General features: G+C 69.3%; 12 protein-coding genes. 6 read left to right on the top strand and 6 right to left on the bottom strand.

Features of this window, described 5'->3' with window-relative positions; translation table 11 throughout:
• Positions 1-351 precede the first annotated feature (351 nt).
• Both EV683_RS08405 and EV683_RS08400 read left to right on the top strand, forming a co-directional pair.
• Positions 352-1,722 carry a hypothetical protein gene (locus EV683_RS08405; protein WP_243694741.1) on the top strand — a complete coding sequence of 457 codons (1,371 nt, stop codon included), beginning with the start codon at positions 352-354 and terminating at the stop codon, positions 1,720-1,722.
• 275 nt (positions 1,723-1,997) lie between these two features.
• Complete coding sequence (locus EV683_RS08400; protein ID WP_131862482.1) at positions 1,998-4,361, top strand: diguanylate cyclase domain-containing protein; 2,364 nt, start codon at positions 1,998-2,000, stop codon at positions 4,359-4,361.
• A gap of 74 nt (positions 4,362-4,435) precedes the next feature.
• Here EV683_RS08400 and gabT read toward each other — a convergent pair whose 3' ends face one another.
• The 5 genes from gabT to EV683_RS08375 all read right to left on the bottom strand — a co-directional run bounded on the left by gabT (position 4,436) and on the right by EV683_RS08375 (position 11,984).
• Positions 4,436-5,707, bottom strand: coding sequence for a 4-aminobutyrate--2-oxoglutarate transaminase (gene gabT, locus EV683_RS08395; RefSeq protein WP_131862481.1), 1,272 nt, complete (start codon positions 5,705-5,707; stop codon positions 4,436-4,438).
• Between the two features lie 106 nt (positions 5,708-5,813).
• Positions 5,814-7,124 carry a TolC family outer membrane protein gene (locus EV683_RS08390; protein WP_131862480.1) on the bottom strand — a complete coding sequence of 437 codons (1,311 nt, stop codon included), beginning with the start codon at positions 7,122-7,124 and terminating at the stop codon, positions 5,814-5,816.
• Positions 7,125-7,143: 19 nt separating this feature from the next.
• On the bottom strand, positions 7,144-10,221 hold the full coding sequence (locus tag EV683_RS08385) for an efflux RND transporter permease subunit (protein ID WP_131862479.1): 3,078 nt from the start codon (positions 10,219-10,221) through the stop codon (positions 7,144-7,146).
• A 10-nt stretch (positions 10,222-10,231) separates the two neighbouring features.
• A complete protein-coding gene (locus tag EV683_RS08380) occupies positions 10,232-11,314 on the bottom strand; it encodes an efflux RND transporter periplasmic adaptor subunit (RefSeq protein WP_066613621.1) in 1,083 nt (360 codons plus the stop codon).
• A 40-nt stretch (positions 11,315-11,354) separates the two neighbouring features.
• The gene (locus EV683_RS08375; protein ID WP_066613618.1) at positions 11,355-11,984 is read right to left on the bottom strand and encodes a TetR/AcrR family transcriptional regulator; all 630 of its coding nucleotides are present in this window, start codon (positions 11,982-11,984) and stop codon (positions 11,355-11,357) included.
• Positions 11,985-12,155: 171 nt separating this feature from the next.
• Between EV683_RS08375 and argB the strand changes: the two genes are divergently transcribed.
• Both argB and EV683_RS08365 read left to right on the top strand, forming a co-directional pair.
• Positions 12,156-13,031, top strand: coding sequence for an acetylglutamate kinase (gene argB, locus EV683_RS08370; RefSeq protein WP_066613615.1), 876 nt, complete (start codon positions 12,156-12,158; stop codon positions 13,029-13,031).
• Positions 13,032-13,193: 162 nt separating this feature from the next.
• A complete protein-coding gene (locus EV683_RS08365) occupies positions 13,194-13,652 on the top strand; it encodes a CBS domain-containing protein (protein ID WP_066613613.1) in 459 nt (152 codons plus the stop codon).
• A gap of 70 nt (positions 13,653-13,722) precedes the next feature.
• On the opposite strand, the gene EV683_RS08360 is transcribed toward EV683_RS08365, so the two are convergent.
• On the bottom strand, positions 13,723-14,529 hold the full coding sequence (locus tag EV683_RS08360; protein ID WP_066613611.1) for an IclR family transcriptional regulator: 807 nt from the start codon (positions 14,527-14,529) through the stop codon (positions 13,723-13,725).
• 154 nt (positions 14,530-14,683) lie between these two features.
• Here EV683_RS08360 and EV683_RS08355 point away from each other — a divergent pair, with 154 nt between their 5' ends.
• Together EV683_RS08355 and EV683_RS08350 are read left to right on the top strand one after the other, a co-directional pair.
• On the top strand, positions 14,684-15,868 hold the full coding sequence (locus tag EV683_RS08355; protein WP_131862478.1) for an acyl-CoA dehydrogenase: 1,185 nt from the start codon (positions 14,684-14,686) through the stop codon (positions 15,866-15,868).
• Between the two features lie 58 nt (positions 15,869-15,926).
• Positions 15,927-17,126, top strand: a complete 1,200-nt coding sequence (locus tag EV683_RS08350) for a CaiB/BaiF CoA transferase family protein (protein WP_131862477.1) — start codon at positions 15,927-15,929, stop codon at positions 17,124-17,126.
• Positions 17,127-17,242: the final 116 nt, after the last annotated feature.

The raw sequence follows: 17,242 nt of genomic DNA, 5'->3' as shown, positions 1-17,242 counted from the left end.
AGTGCGGGTTCCCGTGTGAAAGTAGGTCACCGCCAGACGCCCCTCAAGACCACGCCCCGAGCCCATGCTCGGGGCGTCGTCGCTTTGCGACGGCCAAAATGGGGTGCGGCCGGTGGCGGCGCAGCATCCCGATGCCGTTTTATGAATAAAGCCGCTTTTTCTCCCGTTTTTGCGCTCTTCGTGTCGTCGTGACGCCCTGCCCGGCGCCTTTCGGTATCGGCAGGGGGCGCAACGGGGTAAAATGCCAAGTTTGTCCGATCAAGACTTGTAGCGACGATGAAATCCCACCCCCGAAATGCGCGCATCAAGGGCGACCCCTTTCTGCCCAGCCGATTCATTTTTGGCGATGCGGTGGACGACAGCGGGATCGAGCCCAGCGAGTATCTGATCCATACTGAATATCCTGCCTTCGTGGCACGGCTGATCGGCAACGACGATACGCCGTTTCCGGGCCGCGAGGCCGAGGGCGATGCCTTCGCCAGCGCGGTGCTGTACGACGACGAGGAGAACATCACCGTCTACGTGTGCAGCGAAGGCTGGCGCCTGTTCGACTTCAATTTCTGGGACGAGGTGCCGACCGCCGCCGAGCTGCAGAAGGTCTGCGACGCGGCGATGGACGCTTACCGGCGCTTGAACGAAGCCTACGCCTCACGAGAGGCCGGCGTGAAGCTGCGCGAGTTTCGCGAGGGGCCGAGCGAGCCGCTGCCGCCGCGTGAGCGCGCCGACCGCATCGCGGACCTGGCGGGCAAATCGCGCGAAGCGCTCGCCAGCCCGGTGCACGCGATGCAACTGTCGGCCACCGTGCAGATGGCGCTTTCCGGCGGCGATCCGGCGGTGTTCACCGAGGCGCAGCTCGCGCTGTTGGCCGAGCCGGCGGCGCGCGATCTCTTGATCGGTACCGCACGCGACTGTATCGCTTTTCCCGAAGTGCTGCGCAAGGACGGCAGCCTTGCGTCTTTCGAATTGTGGGCATTGCCCTTCGCCTTCTCGCGCGCGCAGGGCGGCGTATGGTGGCACTTCCCGCTGCTCGAGCGCATCGAGGCGCCGCTGGCCGACGCGCTCGACGTGCCGCAGAACGCGGTGCTGTGGGTGTCGCCGACCTTGTTCACGCTCGAGATGCTGAACGAGCGGGCCTGCCAGAACCTGTCGCAATTGGCGACGGTAATGGACGCCGGCTGCGACTTTGCGCCGTACAACCCCGAGGCGTCGCGCGCGACCTTCGAGGCGGCGCGGCAGACCGCCGACCCGCAGCTGGTGCTGGCGTGGATTCCGTTCATCGTCGAGCGCGGCGCCTTGCCGCTCGACAAGGCCAAGCGGCTCGGCCGCAAGGCGCTCGATGCGGTGATGCCGCTGGTGCAGGAAGCGATCGGTGCCGAGATGGAATACGGCGAGGCCGAGTTGTTCGCGCCGCTGCCGTGGTGGGAAGCGCTGTCGGCCGGCACGCGCGCGTGGAACCGCAAGCGGCTCGGCGTCACCGTCGCGCTGGTTGCGGCCAGCGCCGGCGGTCTGGCGGGGCTTGAGGCGGTCGCGCAGTACCAGCCCGAGCACTACGCTTACCAGGTGCTGATCAAGGCCAGCGGCAAGGACGAGGTGCTCGCGCACGCGCCGTGGGCGCTGGTGCCAGACGTGGCGCCCGACAAGGAGGCTGCCTGGGAGGATCTTGCCCAGTGTCTGAAGGAAGCGGGCATCCCGCTGTCGGAGCAGTCGAGCCGGCTGCACTGAGGGGCGCCGTATTGAGATGGCGCAAGCGCGATCCCGCCCGGCCGAGCGATGCTCGGCCGGGCTTTTTTGTGCCCGCAGCCAAGGAGTGGGCGTGTGCCGGATGGCACGCATCGACGCCATTGGTATGGCGGGCGCATAAAGACTATGCTTTTCAAGTAAACTGGCTGTCGACTTAATGCTTTTGGGTTTGCTTGTCTGCTGCAACGTCCATCGACGGGAGTGCGCGCGGCGCGCCAGCGGCCGCCATGCTCCCGGCCTTCACGAGAGGTAAAGTCGTGCCGACCATCTTTTCGCGCTTCGTTGCTGCTTTTGCGCGGCTCAGGGTCCGTCTCGCCGTGCTGCTGTTGCTGGCGCTACTGGCGACAGCTGCTGCACTGGGCGTCTGGTTCGAGCAGCTCGCCGCGGCGGCGCTGCGCGAGCGCTTCGGCGAGATGCTGGCGGCGCGCGTCGAGGCGGTATCGATCGACCTGGATGACCGTATCGCGCAGCGCCGCCAACTGCTCGTCGAGGCGGCGGCCTCGCTCAAGGTCGACGCCGACACGCTGCCGGATACGGCGCCGCAGCTGGTGCGTCGGCTCTCGCCCTTGACGGCCTTGTTCGAGTCGGTGGTGGTGGTCGATGCCGCCGGGCTGATTGTCGCCGACCTGCCGCAAAGGACGGGGCGCGTCGGGCTCAATGTGCAGTTCCGCGACTTTTTCCAGCGTACGCGACAGACCCTGCAGCCGCAGGTGTCCGAGCCCTTCGTCGCCCGCACCGCCGGCCACCGCAGTCTGCTCGTCTTCACCGCCCCGCTGAAGGACGCTCGGGGCCACTTCGCCGGCATGCTGGTCGGCACGATAGACCTGTACGCTTCCGAGCTGTTCGGCGACTTCTCGCGTTTTCGCGTCGGCCGGCAAGGCTACCTGACCGTCAGCGCGGTCCGCAGCGAGACCGTGCTCTTCCATCCCGACCCCGCGCGCCGCATGAAACCGGTGCCGCTGCCCGACGAGAATCCCTTGCTGCATCGCGCGCTGGCCGGCTGGCAGGGCATCGCCGAGAGCCGGCACGGGCGCCACGACAGCGCGCTCTACGCCTACCGGCGGCTGTCGAACGCCGACTGGCTGGTCGGCGTGGTGTTGCCCAAGGCCGAAATCGACGCGCCGCTTTCGGCGCTGCGCGGGCAGTTGCTCGTCGGCGCCGGCACGATCGCCGCGCTGTCGTTCGCGGTGTTCGCGCTGCTGCTGTTTGCTTGTCTGCGCCCGCTCGACGCGCTGCGCGAGCGCCTCGCCGCCCTGCGGGACGGCGAGGCACCGGACGGCGCGGTCACGACGAAGGGGTTGGCCGAGCTGCAGACGGTGGCCGACACGGTCGCCGCGCTGCACGCCGAGGCGTCGGCCGCGCGGCGGGCATTGGCCGAGCGCGACGCCGAACGCCGTGCGTTGGCGGCGATTTCGCCGCTGGGGGTGTTCACCGTATTCGCCGACGGCACGCTGCACGACGCGAACCCGGCCGCCGTCCGGCTGCTGGCTGGCGAGCCGTCGCGGCTGGCCGGTTCCGCCTGGTATGCCGGTCTCGCGGCCGGCCAGCGCGAAGCGATCGAGCTGCTGTGGCGGGCCGGCGCGGCCCGCGCGCTGCCGCTGCGCTTCGACGCGGCGCGCGGCGACGGGCCGCCGACGCTGGCGCTGCATTTCGTGCCGCTGCCGCTCGACGGGCCGCTCCGTTACCTCGGCGTCGTCGAGGACATCAGCGGGCGGGAGGCGCTGCGTCAGGCGCTCGCGCGCGAGCGGGAGCGTGCGCTCGCGGTGTGCGAGGCGGTGCGCGAGGCGGTGGTGCTGAGCGGCCCGGCCGGCGAGGTCGAGTACCTGAACCCGGCGGCGCTCGCGCTGTTCGGCCGGCGCCCGGCGGAGCTGGCCGAGCGTTCGCTGTCGCGGCTCGCGCGCTTCGTCGACTGTTCGAACGGCCATCCCATCGACGTCGGCGTTCCGTCGGTCGAGACCGACGGACGACAGATCGACCTGGTGCGCGACGACGGCTCGCGCGTCGCGGTCGAGTTGACGGTGACGCGCGTCGCCGGCGCGACCGGTTTCGAGGACCACCGCGTGCTGGTGATCAGCGAAGAGGTGGCGGCGCGCGAACGCCGCTACGCCCGCCGCTGGGAGGCGCTGCACGACCCGCTGACGCATCTTTACAACCGGCGCGGTTTCCACCAGGCGCTGGCTTCGTTGCTCGACGACGGGCTGCGCCGCAACGGCGAGCACGTGGTCGCCCAGCTCGAACTGGACGCCTTCGAGCCGGAGCGCGCCGGCGCCGGGCCGGGCGACGCGCTGCTGCAAGAGGTGGCCGGCCTGGTCGCCCAGTCCCTGCGCGCGAGCGACGTGGTCGCGCGGCTGCGGCGCAACGCCTTCGCGCTGCTGCTTTACGATTGCCCGTTGCCGACCGCCGAGCGCCTGCTGTCCGAACTGCTGGCGGCGCTGTGTCAGTACCGCTTTGAGGGCGCGGACGGTCGGCTGCACCCGGTGGGTGCCAGCATAGGCTGTACCCGCGTGCACGGCGACGACCGTACCGCCGGCGACGTGCTGGCGCGCGCCGACGCGCGCTGCCTGCTGGCCAGACGCCGCGGCAGCAACCGGCTCGTGGCCGAGGACGACCCGGTCGTCTGAGCAAGGCGCGCCGATGAAAAAAAGCTCGGCCAACCGCAACGGTTGGCCGAGCTTTTTGGCGTGCGGCGGACCGGTCAGGCGGCCGCGTCGAGCAGCGCCGCCTCGAAGATCGCCAGCGCCTCGTCGAAGACGTCGAACTCGATCGTCAGCGGGAACAGGCAGCGGATCACGTTGCCGTCGAGGCCGCCGCCGATCAGCAGCAGGCCGCGCGCAAGCGCGCCGGCCTGCACCTTCTTGAGGAAGGCGACGTCCGGCCGGCCCGCGGCGTCGCGGAACTCGACGCCGACCATGCCGCCGAGGCGGCGCACCTCGGCCAACTGCGGCACGCGTTTTTTCAGGGCGTCGAGGCGCTCGGCCAACATCGCGCCGAGCGCTTCGGCGCGCTCGGGCAGGTTCTCGTCGCGCATGATGTCGATCACCGCGTCGGCAGCGGCCAGCGCCAGCGGGTTGCCGGCGTAGGTGCCGCCGAGGCTGCCGGCGACCGGCGCGTCCATCACCTCGGCGCGGCCGACGACGGCCGACAGCGGGAAGCCGCCGGCGAGCGACTTGGCCAGCGTGATGATGTCTGCCGCGGCGTCGTAGTGTTCCATCGCGAACAGCTTGCCGGTGCGGCCGAAGCCGCACTGCACCTCGTCGGCGATGAGCAGGATGCCGTGCTCGTCGGCGACGCGGCGCAAGGCCTGCATGAAGGCCGGCGGCACCGGGCGGATGCCGCCTTCGCCCTGCACCGGTTCGAGGATGAAGGCGGCGACGCGCGCCGGGTCGATGTCGTACTTGAACAGGCGTTCGAGGCTCTTGAGCGCGTCGGCCAGCGACACGCCTTCCTGCGCGTCGGGGAAGGGCGCGTGGTAGACGTCGGCCAGGAAGGGGCCGAAGCCGGTCTTGTACGGCGCAACCTTGCCGGTCAGCGCCATGCCCAAGAGCGTTCTGCCGTGGAAGCCGCCGCCGAAGGCGATAAGGCCGGGCCGGCCGGTATGCGCGCGCGCGATCTTGACCGCGTTCTCGACCGCCTCGGCGCCGGTGGTGAAGAAGGCGCTCTTGGCGCGGCCGGCGATCGGCGCGAGCCGGTTGAGCTTGTCGGCGACCGACAGGTAGAGCGCGTACGGGACGATCTGGTAGGCGGTGTGGCTGAAGGCGTCCAGCTGGCGGGCGACGGCGGCGTGCACCTTCGGGTGCAGGTGGCCGGTGTTCAGCGCGCCGATGCCGCCGGCGAAGTCGATGTAGCGGCGGCCGTCCTGGTCCCACAACTCGGCGTTGCGCGCGCGTTCGACCAGAAAATCGGCCATCACGCCGACGCCGGTCGGGGTGATGTCGTGTTTGCGGTGCAGCAGTTCAAGGCTGTGCATGCGGTCTCCTTCGATGCAGACGATCCGGGCCGCCTTGTGGGCGGCCCGGAGCAGGGATGGATCGATTGTAACCGCTTGCCGGTTCCGGGTTAACCCTCGCGTGCGTTCAGCGCGTCGCGAGCATCGCGCGGTTCAGCGTCGCCAGCCGCTCGGCGTCGAGCAGGCCGGCCGCCTGCGACAGCGTCAACTGGGCCAGCAGGTAGTTGTAGCGCGACTGCGCGAGGCTGGTGACCACCTCGGCGTAGGCCTGCTCGGCCTGCAACAGGTCGAGCGTGGTCCGCACGCCGACCTCGCGGCCCAGCCGGGTCGCCTCGAGCTTGCTTTTGGACGAGGCCAGGAGCTGCTCCTGCGCGCGCACCAGCGCGGCGCCGTTGGTCACGCCGAGGTAGGCGCTGCGCACGTCCTCGCGGACCTGGCGGCGGCTGGCCTCCAGCGTGTCGCGCGCCTTCAGTTCGTTGGCGGCCGCCTCGCGCACCTGGCTGTCGAGCCCGCCGCCGGCGAACAGCGGCACGCTGAGGGTGATGCCGACGGAGCTGCCGCGGCTGTTGCGGGCCACCGTGCTCGGGCTGTTGTTGACGGTGTCGTTGTAGCCGGCCGACAGCGACAGCGTCGGCAGGTGCTGGCCGCGCTTCTCGAGCAGCTCCTGCCGCGCGAGCTCGAGCTGTTCGCGGTTGGTGCGGATGAGCAGGCTGTTGGCCTCGGCCAACGCGATCCAGTCTTCGAGCGTCGCCGGCGCGGGCGGGACCAGCGCGAGCTTTTCGGAGACCGGCGCGACGCCCTGCGGGTCGAGGCCGGTCAGTCGGCGCAGCGCCTCGCGCCGGACGGTCAGCTCGCTCTCGGCGGCGATCTCGCGCGCGCGCGCCGCGTCGAAGCCGGCCTGCGCCTCGTAGGTGTCGGTGATGGTCGCGGTGCCGACCTCGAACGCGGTCTTGGCTTGTTCGAGCTGCTTGGCGAACGCCGCCTTGGCCGAACGCACCGACGCGAGCGTGTCGTTGGCCAGGAGCACGTCGAAGTAGGCGCGCGCGACGTCGACGATCAGTTGCTGCTCGGCGGCCGAGAACTGCGTCTCGGCCAGGCGCGTGCCGGTTTGACCCTTCTGATAGCCGGCGTAGCGGGGCAGGTCGAACAGCGGCTGGCTCAGCTCGACGCCCCAGCCGTGGCTGTTGTAACTCGACAGCCCGGAAGGTTCGATCGGCCGGTTGTGCTGGTAGTTGGCCGAGAGGCTGACGCGCGGCAGCAGCTGCGCGCGGCCCTGCACGGCTTTTTCCTGGCCGGCGTCGCGTTCGTGGCGGCGCGCCGAGAAGGAGGCGTCGTAGTCGCGCGCGGCGCGCCAGGCGTCGACGAGGTCGAAGGCGCCGGCGCCCTGCGTCAGGGTCAGCGCGGCGAGGGCGAAAAGAGTGGTGCGGAACGGTGTCATCGGTTCAACCTGATTGCATTCAAGCCGTGGGCATTTGCGGGCGGTGCACCTTGAACCACTGCGCGTACAAGGCGGGCAAAAACAGCAGCGTCAGCACGGTGGCGACCAAGAGGCCGCCCATGATGGCGACCGCCATCGGCCCCCAGAAGGTGCTGCGCGTCAGCGGCACCATCGCGAGGATGGCGGCCAGCGCGGTCAGCATGATCGGACGGAAGCGGCGCACGGCGGCGCCGACCACCGCCTCGAAGCGCTCCATGCCGTCGGCGATGTCGCGTTCGATCTGCTCGACCAGGATCACCGAGTTTCGCATGATCATGCCCGACAGCGCGATCACGCCGAGCATGGCGACGAAGCCGAACGGCGCGCGGAACGCGATCAGCGTCAGCGTCACGCCGATCAGGCCCAAGGGCGCGGTCAGCACCACCATCAGCGTGCGCTGGAAGCTTTTCAGCTGCAGCATCAGCAGCGTCAGCACGGTGACGATCATCAGCGGCGCGACCGCGCCGATCGCCCGTTGTGCCTTCTGGCTCGATTCGAGCGAGCCGCCGATTTCGATGTGGTAGCCGAACGGCAGCGTCTTTTCGATCGCCCGCAGTTGCGGCAGCAGCGCCTGCGACACGTCGGCCGCCTGCACGCCCTCGGCGACGTCGGCGCGCACGGTCACCGTCGGCAGCCGGTTGCGGTGCCAGACGATGCTGTCCTCGGGCGTGTAGACGATGCGTCCGAGCTGCGACAGCGGCACGGTGCGGCCGGTGGCGGTCTGGATCGTCAGGTCGCCGAGGCCGGCGACGTCGCGCCGCTCGCCGGGGTTCAGACGTGCGACGACGGCCAGAGTTCGGTCGCCCTCGCGGTATTCGCTGACCGTCGCGCCCGAAATCAGCAGCGCGAGCTGGCGCGACAGCGACTGCGTCGATACGCCGAGCGCGCGCGCCTTGTCCTGGTCGAGTTCGACGCGCAGCGCCTTGAGCTGCTCGCCCCAGTCGTTGTTGACCTGGCGCGTCGCCGGGTGCGCGCGCACCACCGCCTCGATGCGGGCGGCGATCGCGCGCACCTTGTCGTGTTCCTCGCCCATCACGCGGAACTGTACCGGGTAGCCGACCGGCGGACCGTTCTCGAGCCGGATCACCCGGCCGCGCACCATCGGGAAGTCGCGCTCGAACAGCTGCTCGATGTGCTTCTTCACGTCCTCGCGGACCTTCTCGTCGCGCGTCATCACCATCATCTGCGCGTAGTTCAGGTGCGGCTGCTGCTGGTCGAGCGGCAGATAGAAGCGCGGGCTGCCGCCGCCGACGTAGCTGGTCACGCCGACGACCTTGTCGTCGCCACGGATCTTGTCCTCGAGCTTTTTGACCTCGCGCTCGGTCGCCGCGAAGCTCGCGCCCTGCGGCAGCCACAGGTCGACCAGGAGCTCGACGCGGTTGGAGGCCGGAAAGAACTGCTGCGCGACGAAGAGCTTGAACGCCACCAGCGACAGCGCGAAGGCGCCGAGCGTCGCGACGATGACGGTCTTTCGGTGGTCGAGGCACCACTCGACGGTGCGACGGAAGCGTTGGTAGAACGGTTTGTCGTAGACCGCGTGACCGCCGTGCGCGGCGTGGCCGCCGTTGCGTTCCGGCAGCAGGTGGTAGCCGAGGAAGGGGGTGAACACCACCGCGACCAGCCACGACAGGATCAGCGCGATGCCGACCACGGCGAACAGGCTGAACACGTATTCGCCGGCATTCGACTTCGCCAGGCCGACGGGCAGGAAAGTCGCCGCGCTGATCAGCGTGCCGGTCAGCATCGGGAAGGCGGTGCTGGTGTAGGCGAAGGTCGCGGCGCGAAAGCGCGTCCAGCCTTCCTCGAGCTTGAGCGCCATCATCTCGACCGCGATGATCGCGTCGTCGACCAACAGACCGAGCGCGATGATCAGCGAGCCCAGCGAGATGCGCTGCAGGTCGATCTTGAACAGGTACATCGCCAGGAAGGTCATCGCCAGCACCAGCGGGATCGACAGCGAGACCACCACGCCGGTGCGGAAGCCGAGGCTGAAGAAGCTGACCGCCAGCACGATGGCGACCGCCTCGACCAGCGAGCGCATGAATTCGTCGATGGCGTTCTTGACCACCTTGGGCTGGTCGGACACCGCGTGGATCTCGGCGCCGACCGGCAGCCGCGCCTTGACGCGCGTCATCAGCGCGTCGAGGTCGCGTCCGAGCCGCAGCACGTCGCCGCCGTCCTTCATGCTGATCGCCAGGCCCAGCGCCGGTTTGCCGCCGTGGCGCATCCGGAAGGTCGGCGGGTCGGCGAAGCCGCGCTCGACGGTCGCGATGTCGCCGAGCCGGAAAGTCTTGCCGTTGGCCGAGACCGGCGTGTCGGCGACCGCCGCGACGCTGTCGTAGGCGCCGGTCGCGCGCACCCAGATGCGGTCGCTGTCGGTGTCGAAGACGCCGGCCGGGGTCGTCGCGTTCTGTTCGGCCAGCGCGTTCCAGATCGCGCGCGCGTCGATGCCGAGCGTCGCGAGTTTGGCCGTGCTCAGGTTGACGGTGATGCGTTCGTCCTGCACGCCGACGAGGTCGACCTTGGCGACGTCGGGCAGGCGCAGCGCCTCGCGCTTAACGTCCTCGAGCATGCGGCGCAGCGCCTCCTCGTCGAAGCCGTCGCCGGTGATCGCGTAGAGGTTGCCGAAGGTGTCGCCGAACTCGTCGTTGAAGAAGGGGCCGCGTAGCTCGGCCGGCAGCGTGTGGCGGATGTCGGCCAGCTTCTTCCTGACCTGGTACCACACCTGCGGCACCGTCTTGCCGGGCGTGTTCTCGCGCAACATCAGCACCATCTGCGCCTCGCCCGGCTTGACGAAGGTCTTCACGTAGTCGAGCTCGGGCAGTTCCATCAGCTTTTGCTCGATCTTGTCGGCAACCTGCTGCTCCATTTCGCGGGTGGTCGCGCCGGGCCAGACGGCCTGCACCACCATCGCCTTGAAGGTGAATTCGGGGTCTTCCTTCTGCCCCAGCTGCGTGTAGGCCCAGAAGCCGGCGACCATCAGTACCACCATCAGGTAGCGCACCAAGGGCTGGTTTTCGAGCGCCCAGGCGGACAGGTTGAAACGGTGTCGTCTCATGGTGCGCTCCTCATTCCTTCAGCAGCGACACGCGCTGGCCGTCGCGCAAGAGGTGGACGCCGGCGGTGGCGACCAGGCTGCCGGCCGGCACGCCGGCGGCCAGCGTCACGCTCTTGTCGTCGAGCGCGGCGACCTTGACCTCGGTTCGGCCAACCTTGAGCGTTTTCTTGTCGATCAACCACACATAGTGCCGACCCTTCTCGTCGAGCAGCGCGGTCAGCGGCAGGCGCACGCCCACGTTGGCCGAGCCCGGCAGCGCGACGGTCGCGGTCATGCCGAGCTTGAGCGCGTCGGCCGGCGCGGCGACGCGGATGCGCGCCGCGTAGGTCCGCGTCGCCGGGTCGGCGTCGGCGGCCAGCTCGCGCAGCGTGCCCGGGTAGGCCGTCTGGCCGTTCGCCCACAGCGACACCGAGAACGATTTGGCGCCGCGTACGGCGTCGAGCATCTGCTCGGGCACCGCGACGGCGACCTCGCGTTCGCCGTCGGCGGCCAGCCTGGCGACCGGCGCACCGGCGGCGACCACGGAACCCGGTTCGGCGCTGATTTCGGCGATCACGCCGTCGGCGTCGGCGACGAGGCTGGCGTAGCCGGTCTGGTTACGGCTGACGGCCAGTTGCGCGCGCGCCTGCGTCAGGCGCGCGCGCGCCGCGGCGACGCCGTTTTCCTGGCGATCCACCTGCGCCTGGCTGACGAAGTTCTTCGCCAGCAGCTCGCGCGCGCGCTTGAGGTCGGTTTCCTGCTGGAGCAGGTCGGCCTCGGCGGCGGAAAGCTGCGCGGCCTTGGCCGCTTGCTCGAGCTGGTAGTCGCTGGCGTCCAGCCGCGCCAGCACCTGGCCTTTTTTCACGTGCTCGCCGGCCATCACGTATTTTTCGACGATCTTGCCGCCGACGCGGAAGGCGAGGCGGCTTTCGGTGCGCGCGCGCACCTCGCCGGGCAGGCGCGCTCCGGCGGCGGCCCCGCTGGCGTCGGCGACGGTGTAGCGCACCGGCCGCACCTCGTCGGCGGGCGGCGGCGCCTCGGAGCAGGCGGCGAGTAACAGGGTGGTCAGCGCGATCAGCGCGGGCGCCGCGCGGGCGGGCAGGGTGGTTTTCATGGTGTTCTCGTGGGGTGGCATGGTGTTGTTGTTGGTGGTGTCAGCGGGCGGCCAGGCCGGCGAGCGTCAGCGCGAGCGAGGCCTTGAGCGAGTCGTGGCCGTGATGGCCGGGCGGCGCGACGCCGGGTACGGCGCCGAAGGAGTGGTGCCAGACCATGCTGGTGATGATGGGCGCCATCAGCGCGTCGACGGCGCAGGCGACGTCGACCGGCCGGAATTCGCCGCGTGCGATGCCCAGTTCGACGATATCCGCCATCATCGCGCGCGCCGGCGCGATCACCTCGGCGTGGTAGAAGGCCGCCAGTTCGGGGAAGTTGGTCGCCTCGGCCGTCATCAGCTTGCACAGCCCGCCTTGCGGCGCCGAGCCGCTGTCGCGCCACCAGTCCTCGAGCAGCGCGGCCAGCAGTTCGGCGGCGCTTCCTTCGTGACGTTGCGCGCGCGCGCGCATCGCGGCGACCTGCGCGACCTGGGTGTCGCGCACCGCCGCCTTGAACAATTCTTCCTTGTTGGCGAAGTACAGATACGGCGTGCCCTTGGTCACGCCGGCGGCGCGCGCGATGTCCTCCATCTTGGTCGCGCGAAAGCCCTTTTCGACGAACAGGCCGAGCGCGGCGGCGAGGATCTCGCCCGGTCTCTCGTCCTTCTTGCGTTGCCATGCGGTGTCTATCATCGGTTTGCTGAATTTTGGTTCATTAACGCGCGTAATGTAACGCGTCGCCGCGGCCGATGGCAATTAATAAATAAAAATTCAGCAACGTCTTTGGGTAGAATGCCACACCACAAGACGCTACCCGGGAGCGCCGCCCCGCGCGGGCGCCTCCCTCCATCCAAGGAGTCAGCCGTGACCACTGCCGCCAGCGAAAAGGCGCTCATCCTCGCCGAAGCCCTGCCCTATATCCGCCGTTTCTACGGCAAGACCATCGTGATCAAGTACGGTGGCAACGCGATGACCGACGAAAAGCTGAAGGAAGACTTCGCCAAGGACGTGGTGATGCTCAAGCTGGTCGGCCTGAATCCGGTGGTGGTGCACGGCGGCGGCCCGCAGATCAACGAGATGCTCGAGCGCGTCGGCAAGCACGGCGAGTTCATCCAGGGCATGCGCGTGACCGACCAGGAGACCATGGACGTGGTCGAAATGGTGCTCGGCGGCCAGGTGAACAAGGAAATCGTGTCGCTGATCAACCAGCACGGCGGCAAGGCGGTCGGCCTGACTGGCAAGGACGGCCACTTCATCCGCGCGCACAAGCTGTTCCTGAAGGGCGGCGACGAGGGCGACCTGATCGACATCGGCCGCGTCGGCGAGATCGACGACATCGACCCGTCGCTGGTGTCGCTGCTCGACTCGCAGGACTTCATCCCGGTGATCGCGCCGATCGGCGTCGGCAGCGACGGCGAGGCCTACAACATCAACGCCGACCTGGTGGCCGGCAAGTTGGCCGAGACGCTCAAGGCCGAAAAGCTGATCCTGATGACCAACACGCCGGGCGTGCTCGACAAGCAGGGCAAGCTGTTGACCGGCCTGTCCGCCGCCGAGGTCGACGCGCTGTTCGCCGACGGCACCATCCACGGCGGCATGCTGCCCAAGATCAGCTCGGCGCTCGACGCCGCCAAGAACGGCGTCAACTCGGTGCACATCATCGACGGCCGCGTCGCGCACGCGCTGTTGCTCGAGATCCTGACCGACGCCGGCGTCGGCACCATGATCCGCGCCCAGTAAGCGAACCCGCGTCACACGAAAAAGGCCGCCGCCCGGCAAGGGACGGCGGCCTTTTTGCGCGCCGGGCGGCACGTTGGCCGAGCCCGTTCTGGTGCGCCGCAGCGCACAAGGCGCTGGTCTATATTGATGGCATGACAGGCCGTAGCGAACACAGGGGGTGTCATGCAAACCGTCAGGGAACTGTTGGAAGACAAACGCCACCGGCCGCTGGTCTACGTCGGACCGGAGTCGACCGTGCTGCAGGCCTTGCAGATCATGTCGGAAGCGGACGTCGGCGCGGTGCTGGTGATGGACCGGGGCGACATCGTCGGCATCTTCTCCGAGCGCGACTACGCGCGGCGCGTGGTGCTCGAGGGGCGCACCTCGGCCGGCACCCACGTGCGCGACATCATGACCAGCAAGGTGATCTACGTGCGGCCGGCGCAGACGATAGACGAGTGCATGGCGCTGATGACCGACCGGCGCATCCGCCACCTGCCGGTGCTCGAGGACGGCGCGGTGATCGGCGTGCTGTCGATCGGCGACCTGGTGCGCGCGACCATCACCGAACAACAGTACACGATCGAGCAGCTGGTCAACTACATCCAGGGACAGCACCACGGCGTGGTGTCGTCCCAGTGAACGGCCGCTGACGAGGACGCGCACGCTGCGCCGCCCGGTTTCGTGCCGGGCGGCGCATTGTCTTTGCCGCTCAGCCGCCGACGGGCGGCGCGATGCGGTGCGCCAACTCGACCAGCGCCGGGCCGACGTCGCGGCCGAGCGCGTCCGGCGTGAACAGCAGCGCCGGGCCGCTGGCGTTCAGCGCCATCGTCGGCTGTCCCGACGCCGGCGAGCGCAGCGGCACGCCGATCGCCAGCACCTCGGGACCGTACTCGCCCCAGGAGTGCGTGTAGCCGTGGTCGCGGTAGTCGGCCAGGCTCTCGGCCAACTTGTCCGACAGTCCCGGCCATTCCGGGCCGTAGCGTTCGGCCAGCTCGAGGTCGAGCTTGGCGCGCTCGGCGGCGCTCAGGCCGGCGTAGTAGGCGCGGCCGATCGCGGTGGTCACCAGCGGCACGCGCGAGCCGACCGTCAACTGCACCGTCACCCGCGCCGCGCTGCGGCAGGTTTCCAGATAGACCATGTCGACGCCGTCGCGCATCGCGAGGCTGACCGACACGTTGTGGCGGAGCGCGAACTCGCGCATCAGCGGCGCGGCGACCTCGCGCACGTCGTAGCTCGACAGCACCGCCGAGCCGAGCGCCAGCACCGCGAGACCGAGCCGGTAGTAGCCGGTGTCGGCTTCCTGCGACAGGTAGCCCAGCTGCGTCAGCGTGTAGGTCAGCCGCGACACGGTCGACTTGGGCAGGCCGGTGCGGCGCGTCAGCTCCTGGTTGGACAGCGCGGCCTCGCCGGGACGGAAGGCCGCCAGCACCGCCAGACCGCGCGCCAGCGCGGTCACGAAGAAGCGGTCCTTGTTCAGTTCGGCGTCGTCCGACGCCAGATGGTCGTCCGTGCTCATGGCGATCCCCGGGATTTTTCGTCCGGCAGAGCATAGGCCGCATTGCCGGCGCTGAAAAGCGCGGGGCTTTACAAGCGCGCTGGCCGCGCGCTAGGCTATTTCGCATGGTAAAACACAGTTTCGCATAGCGAAACAAACTCGACGGAGAAACGCCATGTCCCAAGCCGCATCCCACCGCCCGCCGTTCGTCTGGTCCGACCCGCTCAAGCTCGAAGGCATGCTCACCGAGGAGGAGCGCATGGTGATGGACAGCGCGCGCGCCTACTGCCAGCAGCGCCTGCAGCCGCGCGTGCTGTCGGCGTTCCGCGACGAGCGCTTCGACCGCGCGATCCTGTCCGAGATGGGCGAGCTGGGCCTGTTGGGCGCGACGCTCGACGGCTACGGCTGCGCCGGGCTGTCGCACGTCGCCTACGGGCTGATCGCGCGCGAGGTCGAGCGGGTCGACTCCGGCTACCGCTCGGCGATGAGCGTGCAGTCCAGTCTGGTGATGTACCCGATCCACGCCTTCGGCTCCGACGCGCAAAAGGAGCGCTACCTGCCCAAGCTGGCGAGCGGCGAGTGGGTCGGCTGCTTCGGGCTGACCGAGCCGGATGCCGGTTCCGACCCGGCCGGCATGAAGACGCGCGCGAAGAAGGTCGCCGGCGGCTGGTCGCTGTCGGGCAGCAAGATGTGGATCACCAACAGCCCGATCGCCGACGTGTTCGTCGTCTGGGCCAAGGACGAGGCGGACGTGATCAACGGGTTCATCCTGGAGCGCGGCATGAAGGGCCTGTCCGCGCCGGCGATCCACGGCAAGCTCAGCCTGAAGGCGTCGATCACCGGCGAGGTCGTGATGGACGGCGTGTTCGTGCCCGACGAGAACCGGCTGAACGTCACCGGCCTGAAGGGGCCGTTCTCGTGCCTGAACAAGGCGCGCTACGGCATCGCCTGGGGCGCGATGGGCGCGGCCGAGTTCTGCTGGCACGCGGCGCGCCAGTACACGCTGGAGCGCAAGCAGTTCGGCCGGCCGCTGGCGGCCAACCAGCTGGTGCAGCTCAAGCTCGCGAACATGCAGACCGAGATCGCGCTGGGGCTCGCCGCCGCGCTACAGGTCGGCCGGCTGATCGACGCCGGAGAGGCGGCGCCGGAGATGATCTCGCTGATCAAGCGCAACAACTGCGGCAAGGCGCTCGACATCGCGCGCGTCGCGCGCGACATGCACGGCGGCAACGGTATCGCCGACGAATTCCACGTGATGCGCCACATGGTCAACCTCGAAGCGGTCAACACCTACGAGGGCACGCACGACATCCACGCGCTGGTGCTCGGCCGCGCGCAGACCGGCATCGCCGCGTTCTGATCCCCTGAGAGCCGGGTCGGAAGGCTCGGCCAACCTTTCTTCCTGATAGAGAACCGCCATGGCCAAACCGCTTGCAGGCATCACCGTGCTGGATCTTTCCCGCGTGCTCGCCGGCCCGTGGGCGAGCCAGCTCTTGGCCGACCTCGGCGCCGACGTGATCAAGATCGAAAAGCCCGGCGGCGGCGACGACACCCGCGCGTGGGCGCCGCCGGCGGCCAGCGACGGCAGCGCCGCCTACTTCCTCGCCGCCAACCGCGGCAAGCGCTCGATCGCGCTCGACATCGCGCGGCCCGAGGGGCAGGCGGTGGTCAGAAGGTTGGCCGAGCGCGCCGACGTACTGCTCGAGAACTACAAGGTCGGCGGGCTCGCCAAGTACGGGCTCGACTACGACAGCCTCGCCAGGATCAACCCGGCGCTGGTGTACTGCTCGATCACCGGCTTCGGCCAGGACGGTCCGGCCGCCGAGCTGCCCGGCTACGACTACATCGTGCAGGGGCTGTCCGGCCTGATGAGCGTCACCGGCCCTGCCGACGGCGAGCCGTCCAAGGTCGGCGTCGCGGTCACCGACCTGTTCACCGGCCTGTACGCCGCCAACGCGGTGCAGGCGGCGCTGATCGAGCGCACGAAAACCGGCCGCGGCGCCTACATCGATCTGGCGCTGTTCGACTGCTCGCTGGCGATGCTCGCCAACGTCGCGCTCAACCACCTGGTGTCGGGCGCGGTGCCGCCGCGGCTCGGCAACGGCCACCCGAACATCGTCCCCTACCAGGTGTTCGCGACGCGCGACGGCCACCTGATCCTCGCCTGCGGCAACGACAAGCAGTTCTCGGCGGTATGCACCGTGCTCGGCGTGCCGCAGCTGGCGCGCGACGAACGCTTCGCGAGCAACCCGGCGCGCGTCGCGCACCGCGCCGAGCTGGTGCCGCGGTTGGCCGAGCTGTTCCGCGCCGATGCGCGCGACGCGTGGCTGGAAAAGCTGACGGCAGCCGGCGTGCCGTGCGGGCCGATCCTCAACGTCGCCGAGGCCTTCGCCCACCCGCAGGCGCGGCACCGCGGCATGTCCTACGTGCAGCGCCGCGACGACGGCACGCGCTTGCCGCAGCTGGCGTGCCCGATCCGCCTGAACGGCGCGCCGGCGCGCGCCACGGCGCCGCCGCCGCGGCTGAACGAGCACGGCGAGGCGCTGTTGGCCGAACTCGGCTACGATGACGAAGAAATTGCCGCGCTGCGGCAAAGCGGCGCCTTGGGTCCGGGTTAACCTTATCGAACGATTGTTTGAATCCTCGCGCCGCCCCGCTATCATCGTCCGGGACGGGCGGTTTTGGTAAACTCGCCGCCGATAACAGACAAGGGACATCGATGCAACGCGACTAC

The organism is Crenobacter luteus (assembly GCF_004345725.1).
GTDB lineage: Bacteria > Pseudomonadota > Gammaproteobacteria > Burkholderiales > Chromobacteriaceae > Crenobacter > Crenobacter luteus.
The sequence above is the reverse complement of the archived record's forward strand: the minus strand, read 5'-3'. Positions and strand labels throughout refer to the sequence as shown.